This window comes from Labrys sp. F242 (genome assembly GCF_057813875.1).
The window spans coordinates 612,001-632,707 of the sequence record NZ_JBVASG010000004.1 but is presented as its reverse complement, the minus strand read 5'-3'; the positions used below and the strand labels follow the sequence as shown (position 1 = coordinate 632,707).

The 20,707-nt window shown below is 64.2% G+C and carries 22 protein-coding genes; 11 read left to right on the top strand and 11 right to left on the bottom strand.

Going from position 1 to position 20,707, the window contains the following annotated elements:
- Position 1: 1 nt before the first annotated feature.
- The gene (locus ACZYTC_RS26340; RefSeq protein ID WP_441770639.1) at positions 2-997 is read right to left on the bottom strand and encodes an amidohydrolase family protein; all 996 of its coding nucleotides are present in this window, start codon (positions 995-997) and stop codon (positions 2-4) included.
- A 270-nt stretch (positions 998-1,267) separates the two neighbouring features.
- Between ACZYTC_RS26340 and ACZYTC_RS26335 the strand changes: the two genes are divergently transcribed.
- From ACZYTC_RS26335 to ACZYTC_RS26325, 3 genes are all read left to right on the top strand, one after another.
- Positions 1,268-2,254 (top strand): LysR family transcriptional regulator, encoded by a 987-nt coding sequence (locus ACZYTC_RS26335; RefSeq protein ID WP_441770827.1) that lies wholly within the window; start codon positions 1,268-1,270, stop codon positions 2,252-2,254.
- A 233-nt stretch (positions 2,255-2,487) separates the two neighbouring features.
- Positions 2,488-2,982 carry a DoxX family protein gene (locus ACZYTC_RS26330; RefSeq protein ID WP_441770640.1) on the top strand — a complete coding sequence of 165 codons (495 nt, stop codon included), beginning with the start codon at positions 2,488-2,490 and terminating at the stop codon, positions 2,980-2,982.
- A gap of 71 nt (positions 2,983-3,053) precedes the next feature.
- Positions 3,054-4,271: an MFS transporter gene (locus ACZYTC_RS26325; RefSeq protein WP_441770641.1), complete on the top strand. Its 1,218-nt coding sequence runs from the start codon at positions 3,054-3,056 to the stop codon at positions 4,269-4,271.
- 18 nt (positions 4,272-4,289) lie between these two features.
- Here ACZYTC_RS26325 and ACZYTC_RS26320 read toward each other — a convergent pair whose 3' ends face one another.
- A complete protein-coding gene (locus tag ACZYTC_RS26320) occupies positions 4,290-4,865 on the bottom strand; it encodes a GNAT family N-acetyltransferase (protein ID WP_441770642.1) in 576 nt (191 codons plus the stop codon).
- A 158-nt stretch (positions 4,866-5,023) separates the two neighbouring features.
- On the opposite strand from ACZYTC_RS26320, the gene cnbZ reads away from it, so the two are divergent.
- Positions 5,024-5,794 carry a 2-amino-5-chloromuconate deaminase CnbZ gene (gene cnbZ / locus ACZYTC_RS26315; RefSeq protein WP_441770643.1) on the top strand — a complete coding sequence of 257 codons (771 nt, stop codon included), beginning with the start codon at positions 5,024-5,026 and terminating at the stop codon, positions 5,792-5,794.
- A 31-nt stretch (positions 5,795-5,825) separates the two neighbouring features.
- On the opposite strand, the gene ACZYTC_RS26310 is transcribed toward cnbZ, so the two are convergent.
- Positions 5,826-7,142, bottom strand: coding sequence for an amidase (locus ACZYTC_RS26310; RefSeq protein WP_441770644.1), 1,317 nt, complete (start codon positions 7,140-7,142; stop codon positions 5,826-5,828).
- A gap of 233 nt (positions 7,143-7,375) precedes the next feature.
- Between ACZYTC_RS26310 and ACZYTC_RS26305 the strand changes: the two genes are divergently transcribed.
- The 7 genes from ACZYTC_RS26305 to ACZYTC_RS26275 all read left to right on the top strand — a co-directional run bounded on the left by ACZYTC_RS26305 (position 7,376) and on the right by ACZYTC_RS26275 (position 14,399).
- Complete coding sequence (locus ACZYTC_RS26305) at positions 7,376-8,287, top strand: fumarylacetoacetate hydrolase family protein (protein WP_441770645.1); 912 nt, start codon at positions 7,376-7,378, stop codon at positions 8,285-8,287.
- A 49-nt stretch (positions 8,288-8,336) separates the two neighbouring features.
- Positions 8,337-8,795, top strand: coding sequence for a cupin domain-containing protein (locus ACZYTC_RS26300; protein ID WP_441770646.1), 459 nt, complete (start codon positions 8,337-8,339; stop codon positions 8,793-8,795).
- 293 nt (positions 8,796-9,088) lie between these two features.
- Positions 9,089-10,123 (top strand): NADP-dependent oxidoreductase, encoded by a 1,035-nt coding sequence (locus tag ACZYTC_RS26295; RefSeq protein ID WP_441770647.1) that lies wholly within the window; start codon positions 9,089-9,091, stop codon positions 10,121-10,123.
- Between the two features lie 227 nt (positions 10,124-10,350).
- On the top strand, positions 10,351-11,340 hold the full coding sequence (locus ACZYTC_RS26290; protein ID WP_434961350.1) for an ABC transporter substrate-binding protein: 990 nt from the start codon (positions 10,351-10,353) through the stop codon (positions 11,338-11,340).
- A gap of 47 nt (positions 11,341-11,387) precedes the next feature.
- The gene (locus ACZYTC_RS26285) at positions 11,388-12,296 is read left to right on the top strand and encodes an ABC transporter ATP-binding protein (RefSeq protein ID WP_441770648.1); all 909 of its coding nucleotides are present in this window, start codon (positions 11,388-11,390) and stop codon (positions 12,294-12,296) included.
- Positions 12,293-13,177 (top strand): ABC transporter permease, encoded by an 885-nt coding sequence (locus ACZYTC_RS26280; RefSeq protein WP_441770649.1) that lies wholly within the window; start codon positions 12,293-12,295, stop codon positions 13,175-13,177. Before ACZYTC_RS26285 ends, ACZYTC_RS26280 begins: the two co-directional genes overlap by 4 nt.
- A gap of 151 nt (positions 13,178-13,328) precedes the next feature.
- Positions 13,329-14,399, top strand: a complete 1,071-nt coding sequence (locus ACZYTC_RS26275) for an LLM class flavin-dependent oxidoreductase (RefSeq protein WP_441770650.1) — start codon at positions 13,329-13,331, stop codon at positions 14,397-14,399.
- Positions 14,400-14,415: 16 nt separating this feature from the next.
- Here ACZYTC_RS26275 and ACZYTC_RS26270 read toward each other — a convergent pair whose 3' ends face one another.
- The 8 genes from ACZYTC_RS26270 to sctL all read right to left on the bottom strand — a co-directional run bounded on the left by ACZYTC_RS26270 (position 14,416) and on the right by sctL (position 20,704).
- Positions 14,416-15,201 carry a putative hydro-lyase gene (locus ACZYTC_RS26270; RefSeq protein WP_434960657.1) on the bottom strand — a complete coding sequence of 262 codons (786 nt, stop codon included), beginning with the start codon at positions 15,199-15,201 and terminating at the stop codon, positions 14,416-14,418.
- Positions 15,202-15,423: 222 nt separating this feature from the next.
- Positions 15,424-16,230 (bottom strand): type III secretion system export apparatus subunit SctT, encoded by an 807-nt coding sequence (gene sctT / locus ACZYTC_RS26265; RefSeq protein WP_441770652.1) that lies wholly within the window; start codon positions 16,228-16,230, stop codon positions 15,424-15,426.
- Positions 16,231-16,232: 2 nt separating this feature from the next.
- Entirely contained in the window at positions 16,233-16,502 is a 270-nt protein-coding gene (locus ACZYTC_RS26260; protein ID WP_434960659.1) for an EscS/YscS/HrcS family type III secretion system export apparatus protein, read from the bottom strand.
- Positions 16,503-16,526: 24 nt separating this feature from the next.
- Positions 16,527-17,180 carry a type III secretion system export apparatus subunit SctR gene (gene sctR / locus ACZYTC_RS26255; RefSeq protein WP_149249595.1) on the bottom strand — a complete coding sequence of 218 codons (654 nt, stop codon included), beginning with the start codon at positions 17,178-17,180 and terminating at the stop codon, positions 16,527-16,529.
- The gene (sctQ, locus tag ACZYTC_RS26250) at positions 17,173-18,240 is read right to left on the bottom strand and encodes a type III secretion system cytoplasmic ring protein SctQ (RefSeq protein ID WP_441770653.1); all 1,068 of its coding nucleotides are present in this window, start codon (positions 18,238-18,240) and stop codon (positions 17,173-17,175) included. Before sctQ ends, sctR begins: the two co-directional genes overlap by 8 nt.
- Positions 18,241-18,262: 22 nt before the next feature.
- On the bottom strand, positions 18,263-18,763 hold the full coding sequence (sctO, locus tag ACZYTC_RS26245) for a type III secretion system stalk subunit SctO (RefSeq protein ID WP_434960661.1): 501 nt from the start codon (positions 18,761-18,763) through the stop codon (positions 18,263-18,265).
- Positions 18,756-20,108, bottom strand: a complete 1,353-nt coding sequence (locus tag ACZYTC_RS26240) for a FliI/YscN family ATPase (RefSeq protein ID WP_434960662.1) — start codon at positions 20,106-20,108, stop codon at positions 18,756-18,758. The genes sctO and ACZYTC_RS26240 overlap by 8 nt, the downstream gene beginning before the upstream one ends.
- Positions 20,105-20,704 carry a type III secretion system stator protein SctL gene (gene sctL, locus ACZYTC_RS26235; protein WP_434960663.1) on the bottom strand — a complete coding sequence of 200 codons (600 nt, stop codon included), beginning with the start codon at positions 20,702-20,704 and terminating at the stop codon, positions 20,105-20,107. The genes ACZYTC_RS26240 and sctL overlap by 4 nt, the downstream gene beginning before the upstream one ends.
- Positions 20,705-20,707: the final 3 nt, after the last annotated feature.

Sequence of the window (20,707 nt, the reverse complement as noted above, 5' to 3'; positions counted from 1 at the left end):
CTCACTTGGCGATGGAAAGTGCGTGTACCCGGTTCGATCGGGCTTGTGCCAGACTTGGGAACAGCCGACGCGCGGAACCATGGTCGATCGCCTCCCGGATGCGGTCGTCCAGGCGTGGTGACTGTGCCAGCTGGCTGATCGAGAGCGCCGCCGCCGGCACCGTCCCGAAAGGCAGGTCCGATCCGAACAGGAGCTGCGAGGGCTCGACCAGGGACAGCAGGGCCGACAGAGCCTCCGGCGCGGTCGCAAAGGCGGTGTCGAAGTAGAAGCGGCTGAGATAGTGGCGGACGGGGTGGGCAAGCTCGAGGCCCGGAATGCGCTGGCCCATATCGAGGCGGAAGGACAGGAAAGGCAGCGTGCCCCCGCCATGGGCCAGGATGATCGGAATGTCGGGGTACCGGTCGAGCGTGCCGCTATAGATAAGGTGCATTGCGGCTCGTGTCGTGTTGAACACGAACTCTAGGATCCAGGGGAAATAGGAGAGCGGTGCGTCATAGGCGGGCATTGCCGGATGGAGGAAGACCGGCAGCCGCCGGCGTGACAGCTCCGCGAAGAGAGGATCGAATTGCGCATCGCCGAGATAGGCCCCGCCATAGTTCGAGAGCAGGACGACCCCGGAAAGATTCAGCCGGTCGGCAGCATGGTTCAGTTCGACAAGGGCATCCTCGACATCCGGCAAGGGCAGGACGGCGAGGGCACCGAAGCGGCCATGGGCCTGCCCGGCGATATCGGCCAGATATTCGTTGCACTCGCGGGCGAGTTCGCGCCGGAACCCGGGATCGCCGATCGAGGCACCGGGATCGGAAAAAGACAGCAGCGCAGCGGCAATGCCGAGCTCGTCCATCTGGCCGAGCGCGCTTTCCGGGCTCCATTGCAGGCTCGGCTCGTCGGGCGAGCGTCCGCCGAGCTTGGCGAGACCGGCATCGGCCAGCCTCCTCAGATACCAGCGCGGCAGCGGATGTTGATGGACATCGATGATCTGACCTGTGTCGCCCATTGAAATCTTGCTCCTTGCCGAGGCACTCTTTGCCCATGTTGGCTTGCTGGCCGGAACCTAGGGCTGGCGGGCTGCGCGCCACAGAGGGATAGTTCGCAACGGCGTGTCCGAATATTTGGACGATGGAGCAGGGCATTTTGCGATCTGGTGAAACCGCCGGGAATCGCGAAGATGCTCTAGCCAGTCCGACGGATTGGCTTGGAAACGGGGAGTGAGAGCGGTTGCGTTCCGGCCCGAACGCCTCTGGCTCTCAGGATGCGGGGCGTGACGATGATCTATGAAGACATGGCGATATTCGCCGCCGTGGTCGAGACTGCCGGCTTTGCCGCCGCCTCCAGGCGTTTGCGCATGTCCAAGTCGACCGTCAGCCATCGCGTGGCGGAACTGGAGGCGCGTCTCGGCGCCCGGCTTCTACATCGCAATACAAGGACGGTTCGTCCCACGGATATCGGCCTGTCCTATTATGAGCGCTGCGTGCGCATCATCGCCGAAATCGAGGCGGCGGAAGCGGCGGTCCAGGACCAGCAGGGCCAGCCGACCGGCATCCTGCGCCTTTGCCTGCCCATCGAGCTGGGCATGCACATCATCGGCCCCGCCATTGCGCGATTCCGGCGCGAGAACAGCCAGGTCGACATCGATGTCGAGGTGACCAGCCGGCATATCGACCTGATCGAGGAACGCTTCGATCTGGCTTTCCGGATCGGCACATTGGCCGATTCACGCTTGATCGCCCGCAAATTCCTGACAGTTCCCCGCGGGGCTTATGCGAGCCCCGACTATGTGGCCGCGCGCGGCATGCCCACCGTTCCGGCCGAACTTGCCGAGCAGGACTGCCTGCACTTCTATTCGCCCTATGTGCCGGCCGACTGGACCTTTTTGCGGGGTGAAGAGCAAGCCAGCGTTTCCCCCCATGTCGTCGTGCGCATGAACAATCTGACGATGCTGCGTGACATGGCGCTGGAGGGCCAGGGGATCGCCGTGCTGCCGCGCTATATGTGCGCCTCGGCCCTGCGCAAGGGAACGCTGGTGTCGGTTCTGCCCGATTGGCAGCCACCCGGCGCCGATGTCTATGCCCTCTATCCGAGCGGGCGGCATCTGCCGCTGAAGGTGCGCAGCTTTCTCAAATTCATCGAGCGCCAGTTGCGCGCCACGGCCAGGCAGATCGTCGAGATGGCCGATTTCTCGCTCGACATCGAGGACAGGATTCCCGCCGAAACCGGGAGCCGGCCCAAAACCGGCCCCGCAAAATTGGCCTGAGGCAGGGACGCCGCCGACTGGTCTCCGCCCATCCCGGCCTTTCGATTGCAGTGATTTCCTGGACGGTGCGTTCCTCCGATCCGCGCTAGTCCCACGACCGTGCTCGCTTCATCGTCGAGAGCAAGAAGGCACCTGCTCCGCCCTGCGGACCAGGGTGCCCACATAGCGTTTTGCGATTTGGCGGATCTCCAAGAATCGCAAGGACGCGCTTTGCTCGAGGGGAGGAAAACACGATGCCGATTTCCGAAGCGCGGCCAAAGGCCTGGAGCGCGAGTGACCTAAGCGTACCGGCTGGAGCCGAGGCCTATCTGATGCTTGGCGGGCGCATTCTGCTCACCGTCATCTTCGTGGTGTCGGGTGTCCGCAAGATCGTCGAGTTCGACTTCTTCCTTGCCTATATGAAAGCCTTCGGCGTGCCGGCATCCTCCCAACTCCTGCCGCTGGCAGCGGCTTTCGAGATCATCGTCGGCATGGCCTTTGCCCTCGGAATAGCGACGCGCCTCTGTGCCGTCCTGCTGTTCCTGGAAACCCTGCTGCTCAATTCGATCTTTCACAATTTCTGGAACTATCCGCTCGAGCAGCGCCTGGCCCAGCTCAATTTGTTCCTGTTCCACCTAGCGACGCTGGGCGGCTTTCTCTACGTGATCGCTCATGGCGGCGGACGTTTCAGCCTGAGCAGGCCGGATCAAGCCCGGGACGTGGACCAAGCCGGGGCGGCCGTGAAATGACGGTTTCAGGCAATGACATACCGGCATCCGCTCCGGCCCGCATGGCAGGGAGGTTTGGCAACCGATGGTGGGTGGTTCTCGCCGCGGGCCTGGGGGTCATCGTGGCCCAGGGGCCGGTCATCGTCTTCACCTTCGGTGTCTTCGTCGACCCCGTGGCCAGGACGCTCGGCTTCGAGCGCAGCACGCTGTCCTCGGCCCTGCTGGTACTGACCTCGGCCGCCGCACTCGCGACGCCGGTGATCGGCTGGCTGATGGATCGCTACGGCATACGCCCCGTGATGATTCCGCTCATCGCCCTGTTCGCAGCCTCGACGGCTGCCCTGAGCCTGATGCAATCTTCTTTGGCGATGCTCTACGGGCTCTTCATCCTGCAGGGGATCTTCAGCGCCAGCCAGAATCCGACGGGCTATGTCAAGGCGATCGCGGCCAGATTCGACCGGGAACGCGGCCTTGCCATGGGAATCGCGATGGCGGGGGCAGGGCTGGGCGTGGCCCTGGTGCCGCTGTATGCCAGCCTGCTCATCGAAGCCTATGGCTGGCGGGCGGCCTATCTCGGCCTCGGCCTCCTGATCGTCGTCCTGGCCCTGCTGCCGGTCTGTCTGTTCCTGCATGAAGCCAGAGTTCTGCATGAAGCCAGGGCGCTCGATCGCCGCGCCGTGACGGAGGCCCGGCCGGGCGGCCTCACCCTGGCACAGGTGATGAAGCGCTCGCCTCAGTTCTGGTTGCTTGCTGCTGCTCTCCTGCTTGCGGTGACCTCGATCAACGGCGTCCTCGCCCAGTTGGTCCTGCTCCTGCGCGAACGTGGCTTTGCGCCTGCCGCGGCGGCGACTGCGATGAGTGTCGCTGGGGGGGCGATGATCCTGGGCCGGTTGATCGTCGGCTATTGTCTCGACCGCTTCTTCGGCCCCCATGTCGGCATGATCTTCTTTGCCCTGCCGGTGCTGGGTATCGGGGTGCTGCTCGCAGGAGGCAATAGCGGCTTTCTGCCCTATGTCGCGGCCGCCCTCTGCGGCCTCGGCATCGGCGCCGAAATCGACCTGATGGGCTTCCTGGTCAGCCGCTATTTCGGTCTTCGCGCCATGGCGGCGATCTATGCCGTCCTGTTCGCGCTCTTCACCGTCGGCTCGGGCCTGGGGCCTCATATCATGAGCCTGTCCTGCGATCTCAGGCAGTCCTACGATCCGGCCCTGATCGGCTTTGCCGCCGCTCTCTCGCTCGCCATCGCCCTGTTGTCGCTGCTCGGCCCCTATCGCTTCCCGGCTGAACGCGAGGGCGGAGCGGGTCAATGATCCCACGTCGCCGTCCCTTCAGTCGATAGCGAAGGCGAGGGCGACGAAATCCTGGCCTGCATGGCTGAACTCGCCGACAGGGGTCATGCCGAGCTGGTCGATATGGGCCGAAAGGGAACGGGGATTGGCCTTGGCGACGAACGCCGTGCCGGCCTGGTAGCGCTGCCGGACTTCCGGCAGCATGGCGGCGAAAAGCCGGCGCAGGAGCCCCTTGCCGCGGGCCGATACATCGATGCAGACAGGCCCATAGGCAAAGCAGCGCCATGCCGACAGCGCTGTGCCGCGAAAGAGCCACTTGTCGAAATGGCCGCTCATGGTGCGATAGGGCGGCGGCAGGGCCGGCGAGGCACTGTCGTAGCAACACAGGCAGGCAAGGATCCGCCCCTCGGAAGCGGCGACGAACACGCCGATTTCCTCGGCCATGTCCTGCAACTGGGCCGGCGTGAACAGGGCGGAGATGAAGCCGTCCTGGCGCTCCTCGGTACTGAGCCGATCGACATGATAGCGGTTCAGGAGCTCGCTTGCAGGGCCGAAATCCTCCTGGCGGGCCTTGCGGCAGACGATTTCGGCTTCGGCGGCAAGGTGGTCCTGCATGGCGAAATCCCCGGTTGGACTGATCATCTCGATACAACGGATCGGCGGTCGAGATTGTCCAAATTTCTGGACAGGCCATTCCGGCGGCGAGGCTTCTGTCCCCGATCCGATGCCGATACCCAAGGCAGCAGATACATGTGATTGCAAGGGAGAACAGGATGTCCGCCACCAAGATCTTCGAAACGGGAGGCTATCGTTTCATACCGGCCGTTTTCCAGTATTCCAGCGGCGTTGCGGCTCTTGAGGGGTACGCCATCCGGCGCCATCGCCTTGCCAGACCGGTTTCACTGGAGGAAGGGTTCGGGCTGATCGGGCGGACATTGCGGGAAGCGGGCCGTCCGCTGACGGCCTTCTGTGCCTGCGAATTGCGCTCGCCCGGCCAGTTCAGCGATGCCGGTTTCCGGGCCTTCAACCAGCATTATGTCGAGACGCTGCGCGCCTGGGGCCTGTTCGACGGGGAGACCAATCCGGTTGCACGTTCCAATGTCTGCCCGAAAGTCGAAGCGCCGCGGCAGACGGTCTTCCACGCCTTCTCCTATACGGTTCCCCAAAATACGATTCCAACGACCAGTCCGGCGCCGAGTTTCGTGATATCGGGCAGTGGGGAAGCCAGGGCCGGCGACGGACCCTATGCCGGGCGCATCATTCGTCTTGGCGACACCTCGCCAGATGCGATGCGCGAGAAGGCGGCCTTCGTGCTCGGCGAGATGGAACGACGGCTTGCGAGCTTCGACATGGCATGGGGCGATACCACGGCCACCCATGTCTATACACTCGGCGACATCCATCCCTTCCTCGAAACCGAGATTCTGCGGCGAGGGGCAGGACATGCGGGGATCGACTGGCACTTTTGCCGCCCCCCGGTCGAGGGCCTCGAATATGAGATGGATTGCCGTGCCGTCCATGACGAGCAGGTGCTTGCGATCTGAAGTCGGTACCACGACGTTGAACGGACGGCTCTCAGTGCCCTGGCTCGATAGATGGTGATTTTGGCAGGATCGCCTCGACGCCAGCGGCAATCTCCAGCAATTGCCGGTCGCTGCCATGCCTGCCGACGAGCATGAGGCCCGTCGGCAGGCTCGACCACGGCAAGGGCAGGGAAATGGCGGTCAGATCGAACAGATTGGCCATGACGGTGTTGCGCAGGACCTGCGCATTGGTGGCGAGATAGAGTGCGTCATCGCCGATCAGCGGCCCCAACAGCGGCGGTGTGATGGCGACCGTCGGCAGCATGAGGGCATCATGAGGCCGCAGCCGCTCATCCATGGCTGCGCAGAGCCTGATACGCTCGCGCAGGGCCCGGATATAGGCGGACGCCGCGACCTCGCTGCCCGGCCGCATGCGTCTGGCGACCCGGGGATCGATGTGGGTTTCGCCGTCCTGCAGCGCCTGCCAGTGAATGGCAGCTGACTCGATCGCCGGGATCGATGCCGATGGGATGGCTTGTGCCAGTGCCGTCAGGAGATCGTCGATGGTGATATCGGTCACGACGGCGCCCCGATCGGACAGATGGCGCCTGGCCCGCTCGAAGGCATCGGCCACCTCGCCATCGAGGCCGTCGAGCAGCCGGCCCGCCGGTATGCCTAGACGCAGGCCGGCAATCTGCTGACGCGCAAGGCCCCGGGGTTCTTCGCCCGCCATGATCGCATCGGCATCCGCACAGGCCTGCACCGAGCGGGCGAGGGGCCCGATCGAGTCGAGCGAGGGCGAGAAAGGCAGGACGCCGTCCCTGGGGTGACGCCCGGCCGTCGGCTTGAAGCCGACGATAGCGTTGAAGGCAGCCGGCACCCGGATGGAGCCGGCCGTGTCGCTGCCGATCGCGATCTCGCTGGTGCCTTCGCCGACCGAGACGCCCGCCCCCGAGGATGACCCGCCCGGAATGCGCTCCGCCGCCACCGCATTTGCCGGTGTGCCGTAATGGGGGTTGAGGCCGAGGCTGCTGAAGCCGAACTCGACCATGTTGGTCTTGCCGAGAATGACGGCGCCTGCCCGCCGCAAGCGCCTCACGACAAGGGCGTCGGCCCGGGCCGGCTGCCCACCGGCCAGGACCTGCGACCCGGCCAGCGTGACCTCGCCGGCGATATCGAAGAGATCCTTGATGGAGACCAGCGTGCCGTCGAGGGGTCCCAGCGTTAGCCCGGTGCGGTGGCGGGCGTCGGCCGCATCGGCCGCGGCTCGGGCCGCCTGATGATAGAGGCGGGTGAAGACATGCCGGCCACTGTCGCCACCGTCGATACGCCCGAGGACCATTTCCAGCCCGTCTCGGATCGTTTCCATGCCGCTGTCTCCCCTATCGATAGTGGCGCCAGCCTAGGCGGCTGCCCCAGCCCTCAATAGCCCCGTGAAGCAGGACAGACTGTCTCGTCGGGGCGAACGCTGTGTCCGCGCGGGGCAGCCTTCCGTGTCCATAAAGGCGAGGGCTAGATATCCACCGAGGCGACGGCTCGCCCACCACGGCTGAGCCCTGCTGCCAAGAACTGATCTGCATGAGCTGTTGTGAAGGAGTGGATATGAAGATTGCCCGTTTTCTGGGGGCGGATGGGCCCGAACTTGGCTTGGTCAAGGGAGATCGGCTGCACAGTCTGCCAAGGGCCGCCCAGGCTGCCGGACTGGCATGGCTGGCCCCGATGTTCCGCGACATTCGCTTGTTCCTGCTGGCCGATGAGCCGACGCGTGCAGCGCTGATCGGCCGGATTCTGTCCGCCGGCGATGCCGGCTCGGTTCCCCTGGCCCAGGCCAGGCTCCTGGCGCCCATCGAGACGGGGTCGAAGATCCTCGCCCATGTCGTGAATTATCCCGGCCATGATGCGGAAGCGCGGGTGAAGATGCCCGAAAAGCCGTTCTTCTTCGTCAAGACCCCGTCATCGGTCGCCAATCCCGGCGATCCGATCTTCGCACATCCGGTATCGGCGAAGCTCGATCACGAGGTGGAGGTCGCCATCGTCATCGGACGCGCCGGTCGGGACATCCCGGCGGGGCGCGCGCTGGACCATGTCGCGGGATATACGGTCGCCAATGATGTGAGCTATCGCGACCTCCAGATGAACGAGGATTTCCCGGCCCTCAATCAGAGCTACGGCAAGAACTGGACGCAGGCCAAGGGCCTCGACAATGCCTGCCCGCTCGGGCCGGTGCTGACGCTGGCCGACGAACTTGCAGAACCCTATCCGCTGGCGATGACCTGCCGGGTCAATGGCGAGATCCGCCAGAAGGCATCCACCGCGGAGATGGTCTGGAAGGTGCCGCAGCTCATCGCCGAGGTCTCCCGTGGGATGACGCTGCTGCCGGGCGACGTGATTCTGACGGGGACATGCGCCGGTGGTGGCCTTGCCGATGGCCGTTTCCTCAAGCCGGGCGACGAGGTCGTCTGCGAGATCGAGGGGCTTGGCGTCCTCATCAACAAGGTTCGCGCGGCGGCCTGATCCGCGGTTCCGCATAAGTGCGCAGCTACTATCACGAGAGGAGATGGAGATGGCCAGAACAAGAGTGGTCCGCCATGGCGACGGCGCTGTGGTCGCGCCCTGGCGGGTCAAGTCGTCGGGCGATTTGAGCGATGGACGCTTCGACCTGATGGTAGGGGAGGTGTCCTATCGCAGCGGGCCGCCTTTGCATCGGCACGAGGACCAGGAGGACACCTTCTATGTGCTTGAAGGCATCCTCACGGTCCAGGGCGATGAGGAGATCTTCGAGGCCGGCCCCGGCGACTTCGTGACCTTTCCGCCCGGCGTCGCCCACACCTTCGACAATCTCAAGCCGGACCAGCCGCCAGTCAAGGTGATGAACATCATGACGCCCGGCGGCTATGACCGTGCCATCGCGGCTTTCAACGAGTTGGGTCCCGAAATTGTTGATTTGGCCAAGGCGCAGGCCGTCGGCAAACGCTTCAAGGTCGAGATCGTCGGCCCGCCTATCCATGAAAAGCTGGGCTGAGCCGCCGCCAGTGGCACCGGATGCAACAGGCCCTAAACCGGCCGCAACGGGAAATGGAGCTGGCCATAGAGACCGGTAACGACGTTTGCGATCCGTTGGCCGGTGACAGGGAATCCGCCGTTGCCATAGCCAGCGGTCATGACGAAGAAACGCAACTGCGCGAAAATATAAGCGGGCCGGCGATGACATTTCAATAAGCGCCCTTAAATGGAATTGGCGTCCTATTCCCGGTGCGGGGCATTCCGTGGCCGGAACGAGCGTTTTGAACAGGTTAAAAGGAGGCCGGCTCGATCATGACGACGTCAACCCTTGTAAATCGGCGAATAGTGCTCGCTTCCCGGCCCGTCGGTGCGCCTTCGCCTGACAATTTCAGGGTCGAGGATGTGCCGGTCAGCGAGCCTTCGGAGGGGCAGCTCCTTCTCCAGGTCCTCTATCTCTCGCTCGATCCCTATATGCGCGGCCGCATGAGCGCGGCCAAATCCTATGCCAAGCCCGTGGCGATCGGCGATGTCATGGAAGGGGGCACCGTCGCCCGCGTGATACGCTCGCGCCATCCCGATTACAGGGAGGGCGACATCGTGCTCTCCCATTCCGGCTGGCAGAGCTTCGCGCTTTCCGATGGCGCGGGGTTGCGCAAGCTCGACCCGCAGGCGGCACCGGTGAGCACGGCGCTCGGGGTGCTCGGCATGCCCGGCTTCACGGCCTATGCGGGCTTGTTGACGATTGGCCAGCCCAAGCCAGGCGAGACCGTCGTCGTTGCCGCCGCATCCGGCGCCGTCGGCTCGGTTGTTGGTCAGATTGCCCGGATCAAGGGCGCCCGCGCCGTCGGTATCGCCGGTGGCGCGGACAAATGTGCCTTCGTGCGGGATGAACTCGGCTTCGATGCCGTGGTCGATCACCATGCTCCCGATTTCGCCGCGCAGCTCGCTGCTGCCTGCCCCGAGGGGATCGACATCTATTTCGAGAATGTCGGCGGCCGGGTATGGGATGCAGTGTTTCCGCTGCTCAACGATTTTGCCCGTATCCCTGTCTGCGGCTTGATTGCGCAATACAATGCAGGCCCCGATGCCCATCCCGGCCCCGACCGCCTGCCGCCGGTGATGCGGGATGTCCTGAGCAAGAGCCTTCTCATTCGCGGCTTCATCCAGCGCGAATTCGCCGACCAGCGCCCGGCCTTCTATCGGGAGGCGGCGGAATGGATCGCCTCGGGGCGCCTTCGCTACAAGGAGGATATCGTGGACGGGTTGGACAAGGCGCCCGAAGCCTTTATCGGGCTGCTCGAAGGTCGCAATTTCGGCAAGCTCGCCGTGCGTGTTGCCCCCGAATAGCGTCCGAGCCTCTCCCTCGAGAGCCGGGCTATCCCGCGGGGTCGGCTCGCCGAGTGGGCATTGGCCGGTCTCGATCCTGGGCTGCGTGCAAACAAACAGCGAGCCGGGCAGCCTATCGGCGGCGCGAATCGCTGTTTCGCATAAAATTGACTAATTCAATAGACTTTCTATATTTGAGAGGATTCTGAGCAACGAGCGGGTGTTTCATGAAACGTCATTTGCGGGCGATGGTTGGGGTGCTGGCCGGCGCGGGGTTGCTGATTGCCTCAGCGGCACGGGCCGAAGAGGGCAAATTGCGCATCGCCCAGCAATTCGGCGTCGTCTATCTCACGCTCAATGTCGCACAGGCGCAGAAGCTGTTCGAAAAGCACGGCAAGGCCGCAGGCATCGACATCAATGTCGAATTCGTCAAGCTCTCGGGCGGGGCGGCGGTGAACGATGCGCTGCTATCGGGCAGCATCGACATTGCGGGGGCAGGCGTCGGACCGCTGTTCACGCTGTGGGACCGCACCCACGGCAGGCAGAACGTCAAGGGCGTCGCCTCGCTCGGCAATTTCCCCTACTACCTCGTCACCAACAACGCCAATGTGAAGACGATCGCCGACTTCACCGACAAAGATCGCATCGCGCTGCCGGCCGTCGGCGTTTCGGTGCAATCGCGCATCCTGCAATGGGCCTCGGCCAAGCAATGGGGCGATGCGGATTATGCCAGGCTGGACCAGATCTCGGTCGCGCTGCCGCATCCGGAAGCCGCCGCGGCGGTGATCAAGGGCGGCACCGAAATCACGGCCCATTTCGGCAATCCCCCGTTCCAGGAACAGGAACTCGCCGAAAATCCGAAGGCCCACATCGTTCTCAAATCCTATGACGTGCAGGGTGGGCCGGCCTCCTCGACGGTGCTCTACGCCACGGAGAAATTCGTCAAGGACAGCCCCAAGACCTACAGGGCCTTCCTCGACGGTCTCGATGAAGCCGCCAAGTTCATCCGCGACAATCCCGAGGCGGCGGCCGATATCTATCTGGAGGTGACGGGCGCCAAGACCGACCGGAAGCTGCTCCTGCAGATCATCAAGAACCCGGAAGTGAGCTTCAAGATCGCCCCCGACAACACGCTGGGGCTCGGCCAGTTCCTGCACCGCGTCGGCGCCATCAAGAACGAGCCGAAGAGTCTTTCGGACTATTTCTTCGATGAGCCTCGCATTTCCGGCGGCAGCTGAATGCTTCGTTCCAAGGAAGACTTTGAGATGGGTGATCGGTAGACCGCATGACGGACAGCCTCCTGCACGGTTTTTCCAAGCCTGCTTTTCGCAGGCCGCGCGACGTTCCGCGTGCGCTGCAGCCCGTTGCCGAGAGCGGCTTGCCAGGGCCGCTGCTGCAGGCACGCTCGGTGACCCTGGAATATGTGACCCGCCATCAGGTCGTCCGGGCCACGCATAGGGTGGATCTCGATGTCTATGAGGGTGATCGTTTCGTCCTGCTCGGGCCGTCGGGTTGCGGCAAGTCCACGCTGTTGAAGGCGGCGGCGGGGTTCATCAGGCCGGTCGAAGGCGAATTCGTGCTCAGGGGGCGGCCGATACGCGCGCCGGGTCCCGACCGTATCGTCGTCTTCCAGGAGTTTGATCAACTGCCGCCGTGGAAGACGGTGTTGCAGAACGTGGTCTTCCCGCTCGTTGCTTCGGGAAGCCTGCCGCGTCAGCGGGCGCGGGAGCGGGCCCTGCATTACCTTGACAAGGTGGGCCTCGCTGCCTTTGCAAACGTCTTCCCGCACCAGCTCTCGGGCGGCATGAAGCAGCGGGTGGCGATCGCCAGGGCGCTCGCCATGCAGCCGGAGATCCTCTTGATGGACGAGCCTTTCGCGGCGCTTGATGCCCTGACGCGGCGCAAGATGCAGGAGGAACTGCTGCAATTGTGGGATGAGGTCCGTTTCACCCTGTTGTTCGTCACCCATTCCATCGAGGAAGCGCTTGTCGTCGGCAACCGCGTGGCGCTGCTCTCGCCGCGCCCGGGCCGGGTGCGCGCAGAGATCAACAGCCACGAATGGGACCTGACGAGCGTCGGCGGAACGGCCTTCCAGGCTGCGAGCCAGCGTATCCATCGCCTGCTGTTCGAGGAGGAGAGCGCAGAAGTGCAGGGGGCAGTCGAGGCGAGGGTCGGTTGGAGAGGGCAGGCATGAGTACGGCCGTGAATGGGCCGCTCGTTCCACCGGTCCGCCCGGAATTCGAGCACGACCTGGCGCCCTTCATCGAAGTGGCGCTCGAACGCCGGCTGCCGCTGGCGACCCGCCTGTGGCAGCAGGGTTGGCTGCGCAAGGGCCTGATACTCATCGTCCTCGCGCTCTTGTGGGAGATTTTGGCTCGCTATCAGGACAATGATCTGCTGTTGCCGACCTTCACGGCGACCGCACGGGCCTTCGCTGCCGATATGGCCAGCGGCGAACTGCCCGAGCGGGTGCGGCTGTCGCTCCTCGTCCTCGTCCAGGGGTATCTCGCCGGTATCGTGCTCGCCTTCGCGCTGACCACGCTCGCCGTCGCCACCCAATTGGGCCGGGACCTTTTGTCGACGCTGACGGCCATGTTCAACCCGCTACCCGCCATCGCCCTGCTTCCTCTGGCGCTGCTGTGGTTCGGGCTCGGTGCCGGAAGCCTGATCTTCGTGCTTATCCATTCAGTGTTGTGGCCGCTTTCCCTCAACATCTTCGCCGGTTTCCAGGCCGTGCCAGAGACCCTGCGCATGACGGGCCGCAATTACGGCCTGCGGGACGTACGTTATGTTTTTCAGATCCTGGTGCCCGCTGCCCTGCCGGCGATCCTCTCGGGGCTGAAGATTGGGTGGGCCTTTGCGTGGCGGACGCTGATCGCGGCGGAACTGGTGTTTGGCGCCTCGTCCGGCAAGGGCGGGCTCGGCTGGTTCATCTTTCAAAACCGCAACGAGCTCTACACCGACCGTGTCTTTGCCGGCCTCGCCCTCGTGATCCTGATCGGTCTGGTCATGGAGAATGTGGTGTTCGCGACGCTGGAAAGGATCACCATCCGCCGCTGGGGGCAGGTGCGCTGACCTCGGCTTACCTCAAAGTCACATGCTAGGGGCGCGGGCGCTTCGGGACATCGGGAATGATCACGGAAAGACGAACCATGTCGAACAGGATCGCATGCCACGCCGGCAATCATGACGGCTCCGCAGCCACGGGCAATGGCAGGCCGAACCCATGAGTGGGGCTGGCGAATATCTATGGTACATCCCCAATGACATCAGGGCCGGCCATCGCGGTGATTCAGCCGTCGAGGATCACAACAGCCTGGAAACGCTGACTCGTCAGGCCAGGGCCCTGGAGCACCATGGCTGGAAGGGGGCGCTGATCGGCACCGGCTGGGGCCGGCCCGATACCTTCACCCTCGCCACTGCCCTTACCGTGCGAACCTCGACCTTCGAACCGTTGATCGCCATCCGGCCCGGCTATTGGCAGCCGGCCCAGTTCGCCTCCGCCGCGGCCACGCTTGATCAGCTGAGCGGCGGCCGCGTGCGCGTGAACGTCGTGTCGGGCCTGGATAAGCTGGCGGCCTATGGCGATGCCGAGGGGGAGCAGGCGCATCGCTATGCCCGCACCCGGGAATTCATGCGCCTCGTGCGCAGGCTTTGGACCGAAGAGAACGTCACCTTTGACGGTGAGCATTTCCGGGTTGCCGCTTCCACTGCGGCGCCACGCATTTCCCCGCATGGCCAGCGTCGACATCCCAGGCTCTATTTTGGCGGCGCCTCGGAGGCGGCGGAGCGCGTGGCTGCAACCGAGGCCGATGTCCAGCTTTTCTGGGGAGAGCCGTTTGGCGGCGTACGGGAGCGGATCGAACGCCTCAGGGCCTTGAGCACGGCACTCGACCGCGACCTTCCGCCTTTGGAGTTCGGCTTGCGGATCACCACGCTGGTCCGCGACACGACAGAGCAGGCCTGGGCCGATGCCGAGGCGAAGGTCGCCGAGATGGCCAGGACCAATGGTGCCGGCTGGCATGACCATCGCCAGGCCGTCGCCGAGGGGCAGCGCAGGCTGCTCGATCTCTCCTCGCGCGGCGACGTGCTCGACGACAATCTCTATACCGCCCCCGGCAAGTTCGGCGGAGGCGGCGCCGGCACAACCTGGCTGGTCGGCTCGGCTGCCGATGTCGCCCGTTCGCTGCGCAAATACCGGGAGCTCGGCATCACGCACTTCGTGCTTTCCGATACGCCCTATCTCTCCGAGATCGAGCGGCAGGGCAAACAATTGCTGCCGCTGCTGCGCGATTGACGCCGGTACCGAACAGCTAGAACAGCCGGATCTGGCCGACGTCGGCATCGGCGTCGAGGTCGGTTATCAGCATATGCCCCGGCGTATTGGTGATGAACATCTCCGGCGTCGAGCATTTCAGTACGCTTTGCGCCGTCAGGCCTGAAGCCCAGAACACGGGAATCTCGTCGGGTCGGACATCGACCGCATCGCCCCAGTCGGGGCTATCGACCTCGTCAATGCCGATCTCGGCGGGATCGCCGACATGGACCGGCGAGCCATGGGCGTGTGGAAACCGCGCCGTCATGGCGCGAACCCTGTCGACGAGGTCCTTTCGGATCGGCCGCATCGATACGACCATGTAGCCGCCGAACACGCCCACGCTCTGGGTACGGATAGAAGAGCGATAGAGGGGTACGTTCTGGCTCATGGCGACATGGCGCACCTCGATGCGGTTTTGCTGAAGCATGTGCTCGAAGGTGAACGTTCCACCGAGTGCAAAGGCGACCAGATCCTCGCGCCACAGGCTGATGATGTCGCTCCTGCTCCAGATCTGCGGACCGGCATGAAAGACATCATATTGCGGCAGGTCGGTACGCACGTCGATCTCGCCGAGAGTCGGCAGGCTTGGGTCTCCAGCCTGGTTGACGCCCACCAGGGGCAGCGATTTGGGATTGCGCATGCAATATTCCAGGAAGTTGTCGGCGAGGCTGTTCGGCAAGATGACGACGTCCGCTTGCAGCCTGCCATCCGCCAACCCGGCGGTGTGACCGCGATAGTGGCCGAGCCGGATTGCTTCGCGCAGACTGGTAGCACCAACCATGCGGAATTCTTCGTACCTCGTCGCGATATGTGGACGTCCCATTGATCTCTGTGGCCCCCTGCTTGTCGCGAGAGTAGAGAAATCCCGAGCAAGCAATTAGAATTATTGTATTTTCTGGTTCTTTCGAAGGATGGATCAGCTCTTTGTCGTTCGACTGCCGGCCCGAGCACTCACACAGCTTCCATATGGCCTGGCAGTCTGTTTTTGCTTTTGCGACCATCGCTACCTCGCTCCACCGACAAGCGCCTTGAGGTCGCTCATGCCCTGGTTCAGGAAGGCGAGGCTGCCGGTCATGTAATGGACGAGGAAGGCGGCATAGAGCACCGAGACGAGGCTGAAGACGAGGGTCTTCACCACCAGCGACAGCGCAAAGATGTTGAGGTGTGGCGAGGCGCGGGCCAGAAAGGCGAGGATGACGTCGGAGAGCAGCAGGCTGACGATCAGTGGAGCCACCAGCGTCAGTGCCATGCCCAGGATTCGGGTCAGCAAGGTGAGGAGGATGGCGCCGGCGTCGCGGCTGAAGATTGGCGAGAGGCTGTCGATCGCCCATAATGCATAGCTGTCGTAGAGTGTGCTCAAGGTGTGGTGGAGGCCGCCGGCGGCCAGATAGATGCCCACCATGACGATCATGAGAAGCGTGCCGGTGGCGCTCGTCTCGTGGGTCATCATCGGATCGATCAGCGTGCCCATGGTCGAGCCGCGCTGCAGATCGACGATGTTGCCGGCGGCCTCGGCCGCCCAGAACGGTATGCCGAGCACGAAGCCGAGCAGGGCGCCGATCACAACTTCCTTGAACATCAGCATGAGCATCATGGGTGCGTCGACATGACCCCGGCCGGCGATCTCGACGGTCATCGGGATGACCGGCAGCGCCAGCGCCAGCGCCACGCCCGTGCGCAAGATTCCCGCCAGCCGGGTTCGGGAAAACAGCGGCATCAGCGCAACCAGGCCGACGATGCGCGCCGTGGCCAGGGCACTTGCGAGGATAAGGGTTTCCAGCCCCTTGAGGGATGCAAACAGGTTTTCCATGACTAGCGCGTCACGACAGGAAACTCGTCCATGACCTTGGACGCCTCATTGGCGATCTGGTAGCCGAGGAGCGGGCCGACCAGCAGGATGACCACGAGGACGACGACAAGCTTGACGGTCTGCGGCAGGCTCTGGTCCTGGATCTGGGTCAACGCCTGCGCAAAGCCGATGAGCAGGCCGACGACCAGGGCTGCGACGATGGCAGGGCCAGAGAGGATCAGCACCATCCACAGGGCGCTCTGGACCTTGGCGAGGATGAAATCATTGGCCATTGGACGGTCCTTGCGGTGCAACCTTCAATTGTAGCTGAGGATGAGGCCGTGCATCAGGCGCGACCAGCCGTCGATCGCCACGAAGAGAAGCAGTTTGAGAGGAATGGAAATCAGCGTCGGAGAGACCATGATCATGCCCAGCGTCATCAGCACATTGGCGACCACCACATCGATGATGAGGAAGGGCAGATAGAGCAGGAAGCCGATCTCGAAGGCCCGCGTCAGTTCGGAAGCGACAAAGGCAGGCACCAGGATCTGCAGGTCGTCATCCTTGACCTCGGCCCGCGTCTGCTCGGGCCATAGCCGCTTGGTGCCGTCCAGGAAGAACTGACGCTCCTGCGGCTGGGTGTAGCGCAGCAAATGCTGCTTGAGCGGCTCGCGTGCCAGTTCGGCTGCGCGCGTCAGGTCCTGCGTGGTCTGGAACTGAATGTTTTCCTGCTGCAGTCGCCCTGAGATTTCGCCGATCAAGGGTGTCGTCACATAGACCGTCAGCACCAGGGCGATGCCGTAGATCACCAGATTGGGCGGTGTCTGCTGGACGCCGAGTGCATTGCGGATGAGGAAGAGGACGACGGAGATCTTCAGGAAACCCGTCATGGTCACCACGGCCAAAGGCAGAATGCCGACCAAGCCGACCGCGACGAGAAGGCCGAGAAGATTGGGCGAACCCTCAAGCATCGGCGGAAATGCGAACGATACGCACTCCCATGCCGTCACCGACCTTCACGATCTCCCCGCGTCCGATGCGCTTGCCATTGGCTACGAGATCGACCGTGGGGTCGGAAAGCTCAGGCAGTGGCACGATGGATCCGGCAGCGAGCCGGCTGACCTCGTGCAGCGGCATGGTCATACGGGCGAGTTCGAAGACGACGGTCACCGGCAAATCCTCCAGGCCCGTGTCGTCAGGCCGACCGCTCGCCGATTGTGGCTCATCCATGATCCATCCCCATCTCGTTTTGCTGATCGGCATCGGCGCCGAAACAAGTCTGCCGCTCTGTCCGATCGGCTCGGCCAGCGCCGCCCGACGCTCGGCCAGCACCACCAGGACCGTCTGCGCTCCGCGGGTCCAACCGTCGGCCATGACGACGTCGCCAGGCTGGAGGGAACGCAATTCCCCAATGGAGAGGCTGGTCGCGGCCCACCAGAGGCTGACGGGCAGCGGCAGGCCGAGCCGATGTGCCGTGGGCGTGTCCGATGCGGCATCGAGGAGGCCACCGATCTTGGTGGCGAGCTCAGCGTTCGCTTGCAGGAGACAGGTACCGTCGGCCTGGCCGGTGGTCCGGACAGCGAACGCGAAAGGCATATCGGCTACGCGGTCGAGAGGGGCGACCGCGATCAGCTCGATCGCCTCGTCCAGTTGCCGTTCCAGCCAGGTGATCTCCTCGCGCAGGAAGGATTCCAGCAGCAAGGCGGCATGGGTGGGGGCCGGCGGGCCGGCGGTGATACCGGGGTTGGCTCGTATCAGCCAACGTTCGAGCACTGCGCGCGTGAGGCAAAGCCGGCCTCTTGCGGCACCGAATTTGAAGTCGATGGCTGTGACGTTGCCCAGATCCATCGCCGGCAGCGGCCATCGGGCAGAAAGGAAGAACTCCTCGCCGGCAATGCGGATCCTCGCAGGCTGACGATGGCGATAGAAAGCGTTGAAGGCAGCGGCGTCCGCGGCGCCGATCGCTTGCAGGCGCACAGCCGAGACCGTGGATCCGACTGAAGGGCGCTGTTGCGTTTTTCCAAGTGCCATTAGTCTCTGATGCATGCGAAAATCACGCTCTTACTGGCCTGGGCTTTGACGCGCCCGCGAGGGTTGCTTCCTCCTCGATCATCATTTCCTCGATCGCTTCCTGCCGGCGCACGCTGCGCGATCGCAGATCGTCGACGAGACGGGTCAGTTTCTCGATGGCCTTGCGCCGGGCGTGATGGTCCTCGCGTGCCTGCGCCAGTTTCTGCTGCTGCTCGGTTTCAGCCTGCCTTGCCTCTTCCGTCGCCTGCCGCAGCTGTTCCACTTCGCTTGCGGTCAACTGGAAGCGGCCGCGCAGCCGCAGCAGATCCTGTGCCGTTAGCGCCTGGCGCATGAGATCGGCAAACGAGGCTCGTTCGTCGGCTGCGGCCCGTTCGAGCCGGGTGTCGAGAGCAGTGGCCGCCGATTGCGCCTGGTCCTGTGCCTCACGAGCCAGGCGTTGCCTGCGGACAACCGCTTCCAGGGCGCGTCGCTCCCGCAAGCTGCGGATCTTGTGGAGCTGGGAAATCACCGCCTGCCTAGCCATTGACGATATCCCGCAAGCGCTCGGTGGTACGCTCCATGGCTTCCTGCTGGTCGGAGGGTTGCCGCAGGAAGGCGTTGATCCGGTCGATCTTGGTGACAGCTTCGTCAGCGACGGCGTCGCTGCCCTTCTGGTACTCGCCGATGCGCACCAGCAGTTCCACCTCGGTGTGGCGCGACATCAACTCGCGTATATGGGTTGCATCCGCCCGGTGCTGTTGCGAGATCACCTTATTCATCAGGCGGCTTCTGCTGCGCAGGACGTCGATCGCCGGGAAATGATCACGCCGGGCAAGATCGCTCGACAGGAAGACATGGCCGTCGAGTAGTGCCTGCAGTTCCTCCGCGACGGGGTCGAGCGTGCCGTCGCCCTCGAGCAGGACGCTGTAGAGGCCGGTGATGGTCCCGGTCTGGCCTGGGCCGGCCCGTTCCAGCAAGCGCGGCAGCGCCGCGAACAGGGAGGGGGGAAAGCCGCGCCGTGTCGGCGGTTCGCCCGAAGCCAGGCCGATTTCGCGCTGGGCGCGGGCGAAACGGGTGATGTTGTCCATCGCCAGCAGGACGTGGCGGCCCTGGTCACGGAAATATTCGGCGATGGTGGTGGCGACGAAGGCCGCCTTGACGCGTTCGATGGCCGGCCTGTCCGAGGTCGCGGCGACGATGATGGTACGCGCCATGCCCTCGGGGCCCAGCGCATGCTCGACGAATTCACGGACCTCACGGCCGCGCTCGCCCACCAGCGCGACGACGGCGACATCCGCGTCGGTGCCGCGCACGATATTGGCGAGCAGGGTCGATTTGCCGATACCCGGCTCGCCGAACAGGCCGATGCGCTGGCCGCGGGCGCAGGTGAGCATCCCGTCCAGCGCACGGATGCCGAGCTGGATCGGCTCGCTGATCAACCCGCGAGAAAGCGGCGAGGGGGGATAGGCATGCACGGGGCGCTGGTCCTCGAGCGTATCGGCGTGAAGCGGCCGGCCGTCGAGCGGCTCGCCGAGGGCGCTCACCACGCGACCGAGCAGGCCGGGACCGACGCCGATCTGCAATTGTGCGGCGACGGGGATCACTTCCGTCAGGCTCGACAGGCCGGCGAGGTCGTCGAGCGGGACCAGCACCGCCGAGCCATCGGAAATGCCGACGACCTCGGCTCTGACGCGGCGGCCCGTCTTCGGATCGACCAGGTCGCAGATTTCGCCGAGCCGCGCCTCTTCCACTGTGGCATGGATGACGACGCCGACGACCTCGCGCACCCGCCCGCTGCGTCCCCGCTGATGTTCTTCGCGCAGCCGCCTGCCAAGGCGCGGAACGATATCGGCGAGCCTCGCGTCGATGTCGATGGAGGCGTTGGTCATGACACCGCCTTTCTCGCCGATCCAAGCGCAGCGGCGATGGCGTCGAGCTGGGTAGCAACACTGGCATCGATCACGGCGGCCTCGCTTGCTACGATGCAGGCGTCGCGGGCGAGGGCAGGGTCCGTCGTGGTCTCGATCGGAAAGCCGAATTGCCGCTCCCGCAGGAGTGCTTCGAGTTCTTTGCGAACCCTGTCATGCGCGTCGGGGTGAACGGTGAGCCTGAGATATTTGGCCTGCCTGACCTCGGAAACGGCCTGGCGGGCGATCTTGGCGACGAGCTCGTCGAGGTCGAAACTGCCCAGCATGCGCCGGGTGACCTCCAGCACCAGATCGGTCACCTGGTTTTCAACGCCCTGGAAATAGCGATCGAGCTTGGCCGTCGTTTCGGTGACGAGATGGGCTGCCTCCTGCTTGCCCTTGGCAAGCCCGTCCTCATAGCCTTGCGCATATTCGGCGGCATAGGCCCGGCGGCCGGCCTCGCGCAGGCGTTCGGCGTCCTGTTGCGCCGCTTCCAGAAAGCCATAGCCGTCCTGCCAGGCTTTTGCCTCCGCCGCGCGCAGGATGCGCCCGGTCGGGCGCTTGGGTCGATCGGCCAACGG

Coding starts and splice junctions, on each gene's coding strand:
- ACZYTC_RS26340 (WP_441770639.1), bottom strand. CDS start 997: ATGGGCGACACAGGTCAGATCATCGATGTCCATCAACATCCGCTGCCG.
- ACZYTC_RS26335 (WP_441770827.1), top strand. CDS start 1,268: ATGATCTATGAAGACATGGCGATATTCGCCGCCGTGGTCGAGACTGCC.
- ACZYTC_RS26330 (WP_441770640.1), top strand. CDS start 2,488: ATGCCGATTTCCGAAGCGCGGCCAAAGGCCTGGAGCGCGAGTGACCTA.
- ACZYTC_RS26320 (WP_441770642.1), bottom strand. CDS start 4,865: ATGCAGGACCACCTTGCCGCCGAAGCCGAAATCGTCTGCCGCAAGGCC.
- cnbZ (WP_441770643.1), top strand. CDS start 5,024: ATGTCCGCCACCAAGATCTTCGAAACGGGAGGCTATCGTTTCATACCG.
- ACZYTC_RS26310 (WP_441770644.1), bottom strand. CDS start 7,142: ATGGAAACGATCCGAGACGGGCTGGAAATGGTCCTCGGGCGTATCGAC.
- ACZYTC_RS26305 (WP_441770645.1), top strand. CDS start 7,376: ATGAAGATTGCCCGTTTTCTGGGGGCGGATGGGCCCGAACTTGGCTTG.
- ACZYTC_RS26300 (WP_441770646.1), top strand. CDS start 8,337: ATGGCCAGAACAAGAGTGGTCCGCCATGGCGACGGCGCTGTGGTCGCG.
- ACZYTC_RS26295 (WP_441770647.1), top strand. CDS start 9,089: ATGACGACGTCAACCCTTGTAAATCGGCGAATAGTGCTCGCTTCCCGG.
- ACZYTC_RS26290 (WP_434961350.1), top strand. CDS start 10,351: ATGGTTGGGGTGCTGGCCGGCGCGGGGTTGCTGATTGCCTCAGCGGCA.
- ACZYTC_RS26285 (WP_441770648.1), top strand. CDS start 11,388: ATGACGGACAGCCTCCTGCACGGTTTTTCCAAGCCTGCTTTTCGCAGG.
- ACZYTC_RS26280 (WP_441770649.1), top strand. CDS start 12,293: ATGAGTACGGCCGTGAATGGGCCGCTCGTTCCACCGGTCCGCCCGGAA.
- ACZYTC_RS26275 (WP_441770650.1), top strand. CDS start 13,329: ATGAGTGGGGCTGGCGAATATCTATGGTACATCCCCAATGACATCAGG.
- ACZYTC_RS26270 (WP_434960657.1), bottom strand. CDS start 15,201: ATGGTTGGTGCTACCAGTCTGCGCGAAGCAATCCGGCTCGGCCACTAT.
- sctT (WP_441770652.1), bottom strand. CDS start 16,230: ATGGAAAACCTGTTTGCATCCCTCAAGGGGCTGGAAACCCTTATCCTC.
- ACZYTC_RS26260 (WP_434960659.1), bottom strand. CDS start 16,502: ATGGCCAATGATTTCATCCTCGCCAAGGTCCAGAGCGCCCTGTGGATG.
- sctR (WP_149249595.1), bottom strand. CDS start 17,180: ATGCTTGAGGGTTCGCCCAATCTTCTCGGCCTTCTCGTCGCGGTCGGC.
- sctQ (WP_441770653.1), bottom strand. CDS start 18,240: ATGGCACTTGGAAAAACGCAACAGCGCCCTTCAGTCGGATCCACGGTC.
- sctO (WP_434960661.1), bottom strand. CDS start 18,763: ATGGCTAGGCAGGCGGTGATTTCCCAGCTCCACAAGATCCGCAGCTTG.
- ACZYTC_RS26240 (WP_434960662.1), bottom strand. CDS start 20,108: ATGACCAACGCCTCCATCGACATCGACGCGAGGCTCGCCGATATCGTT.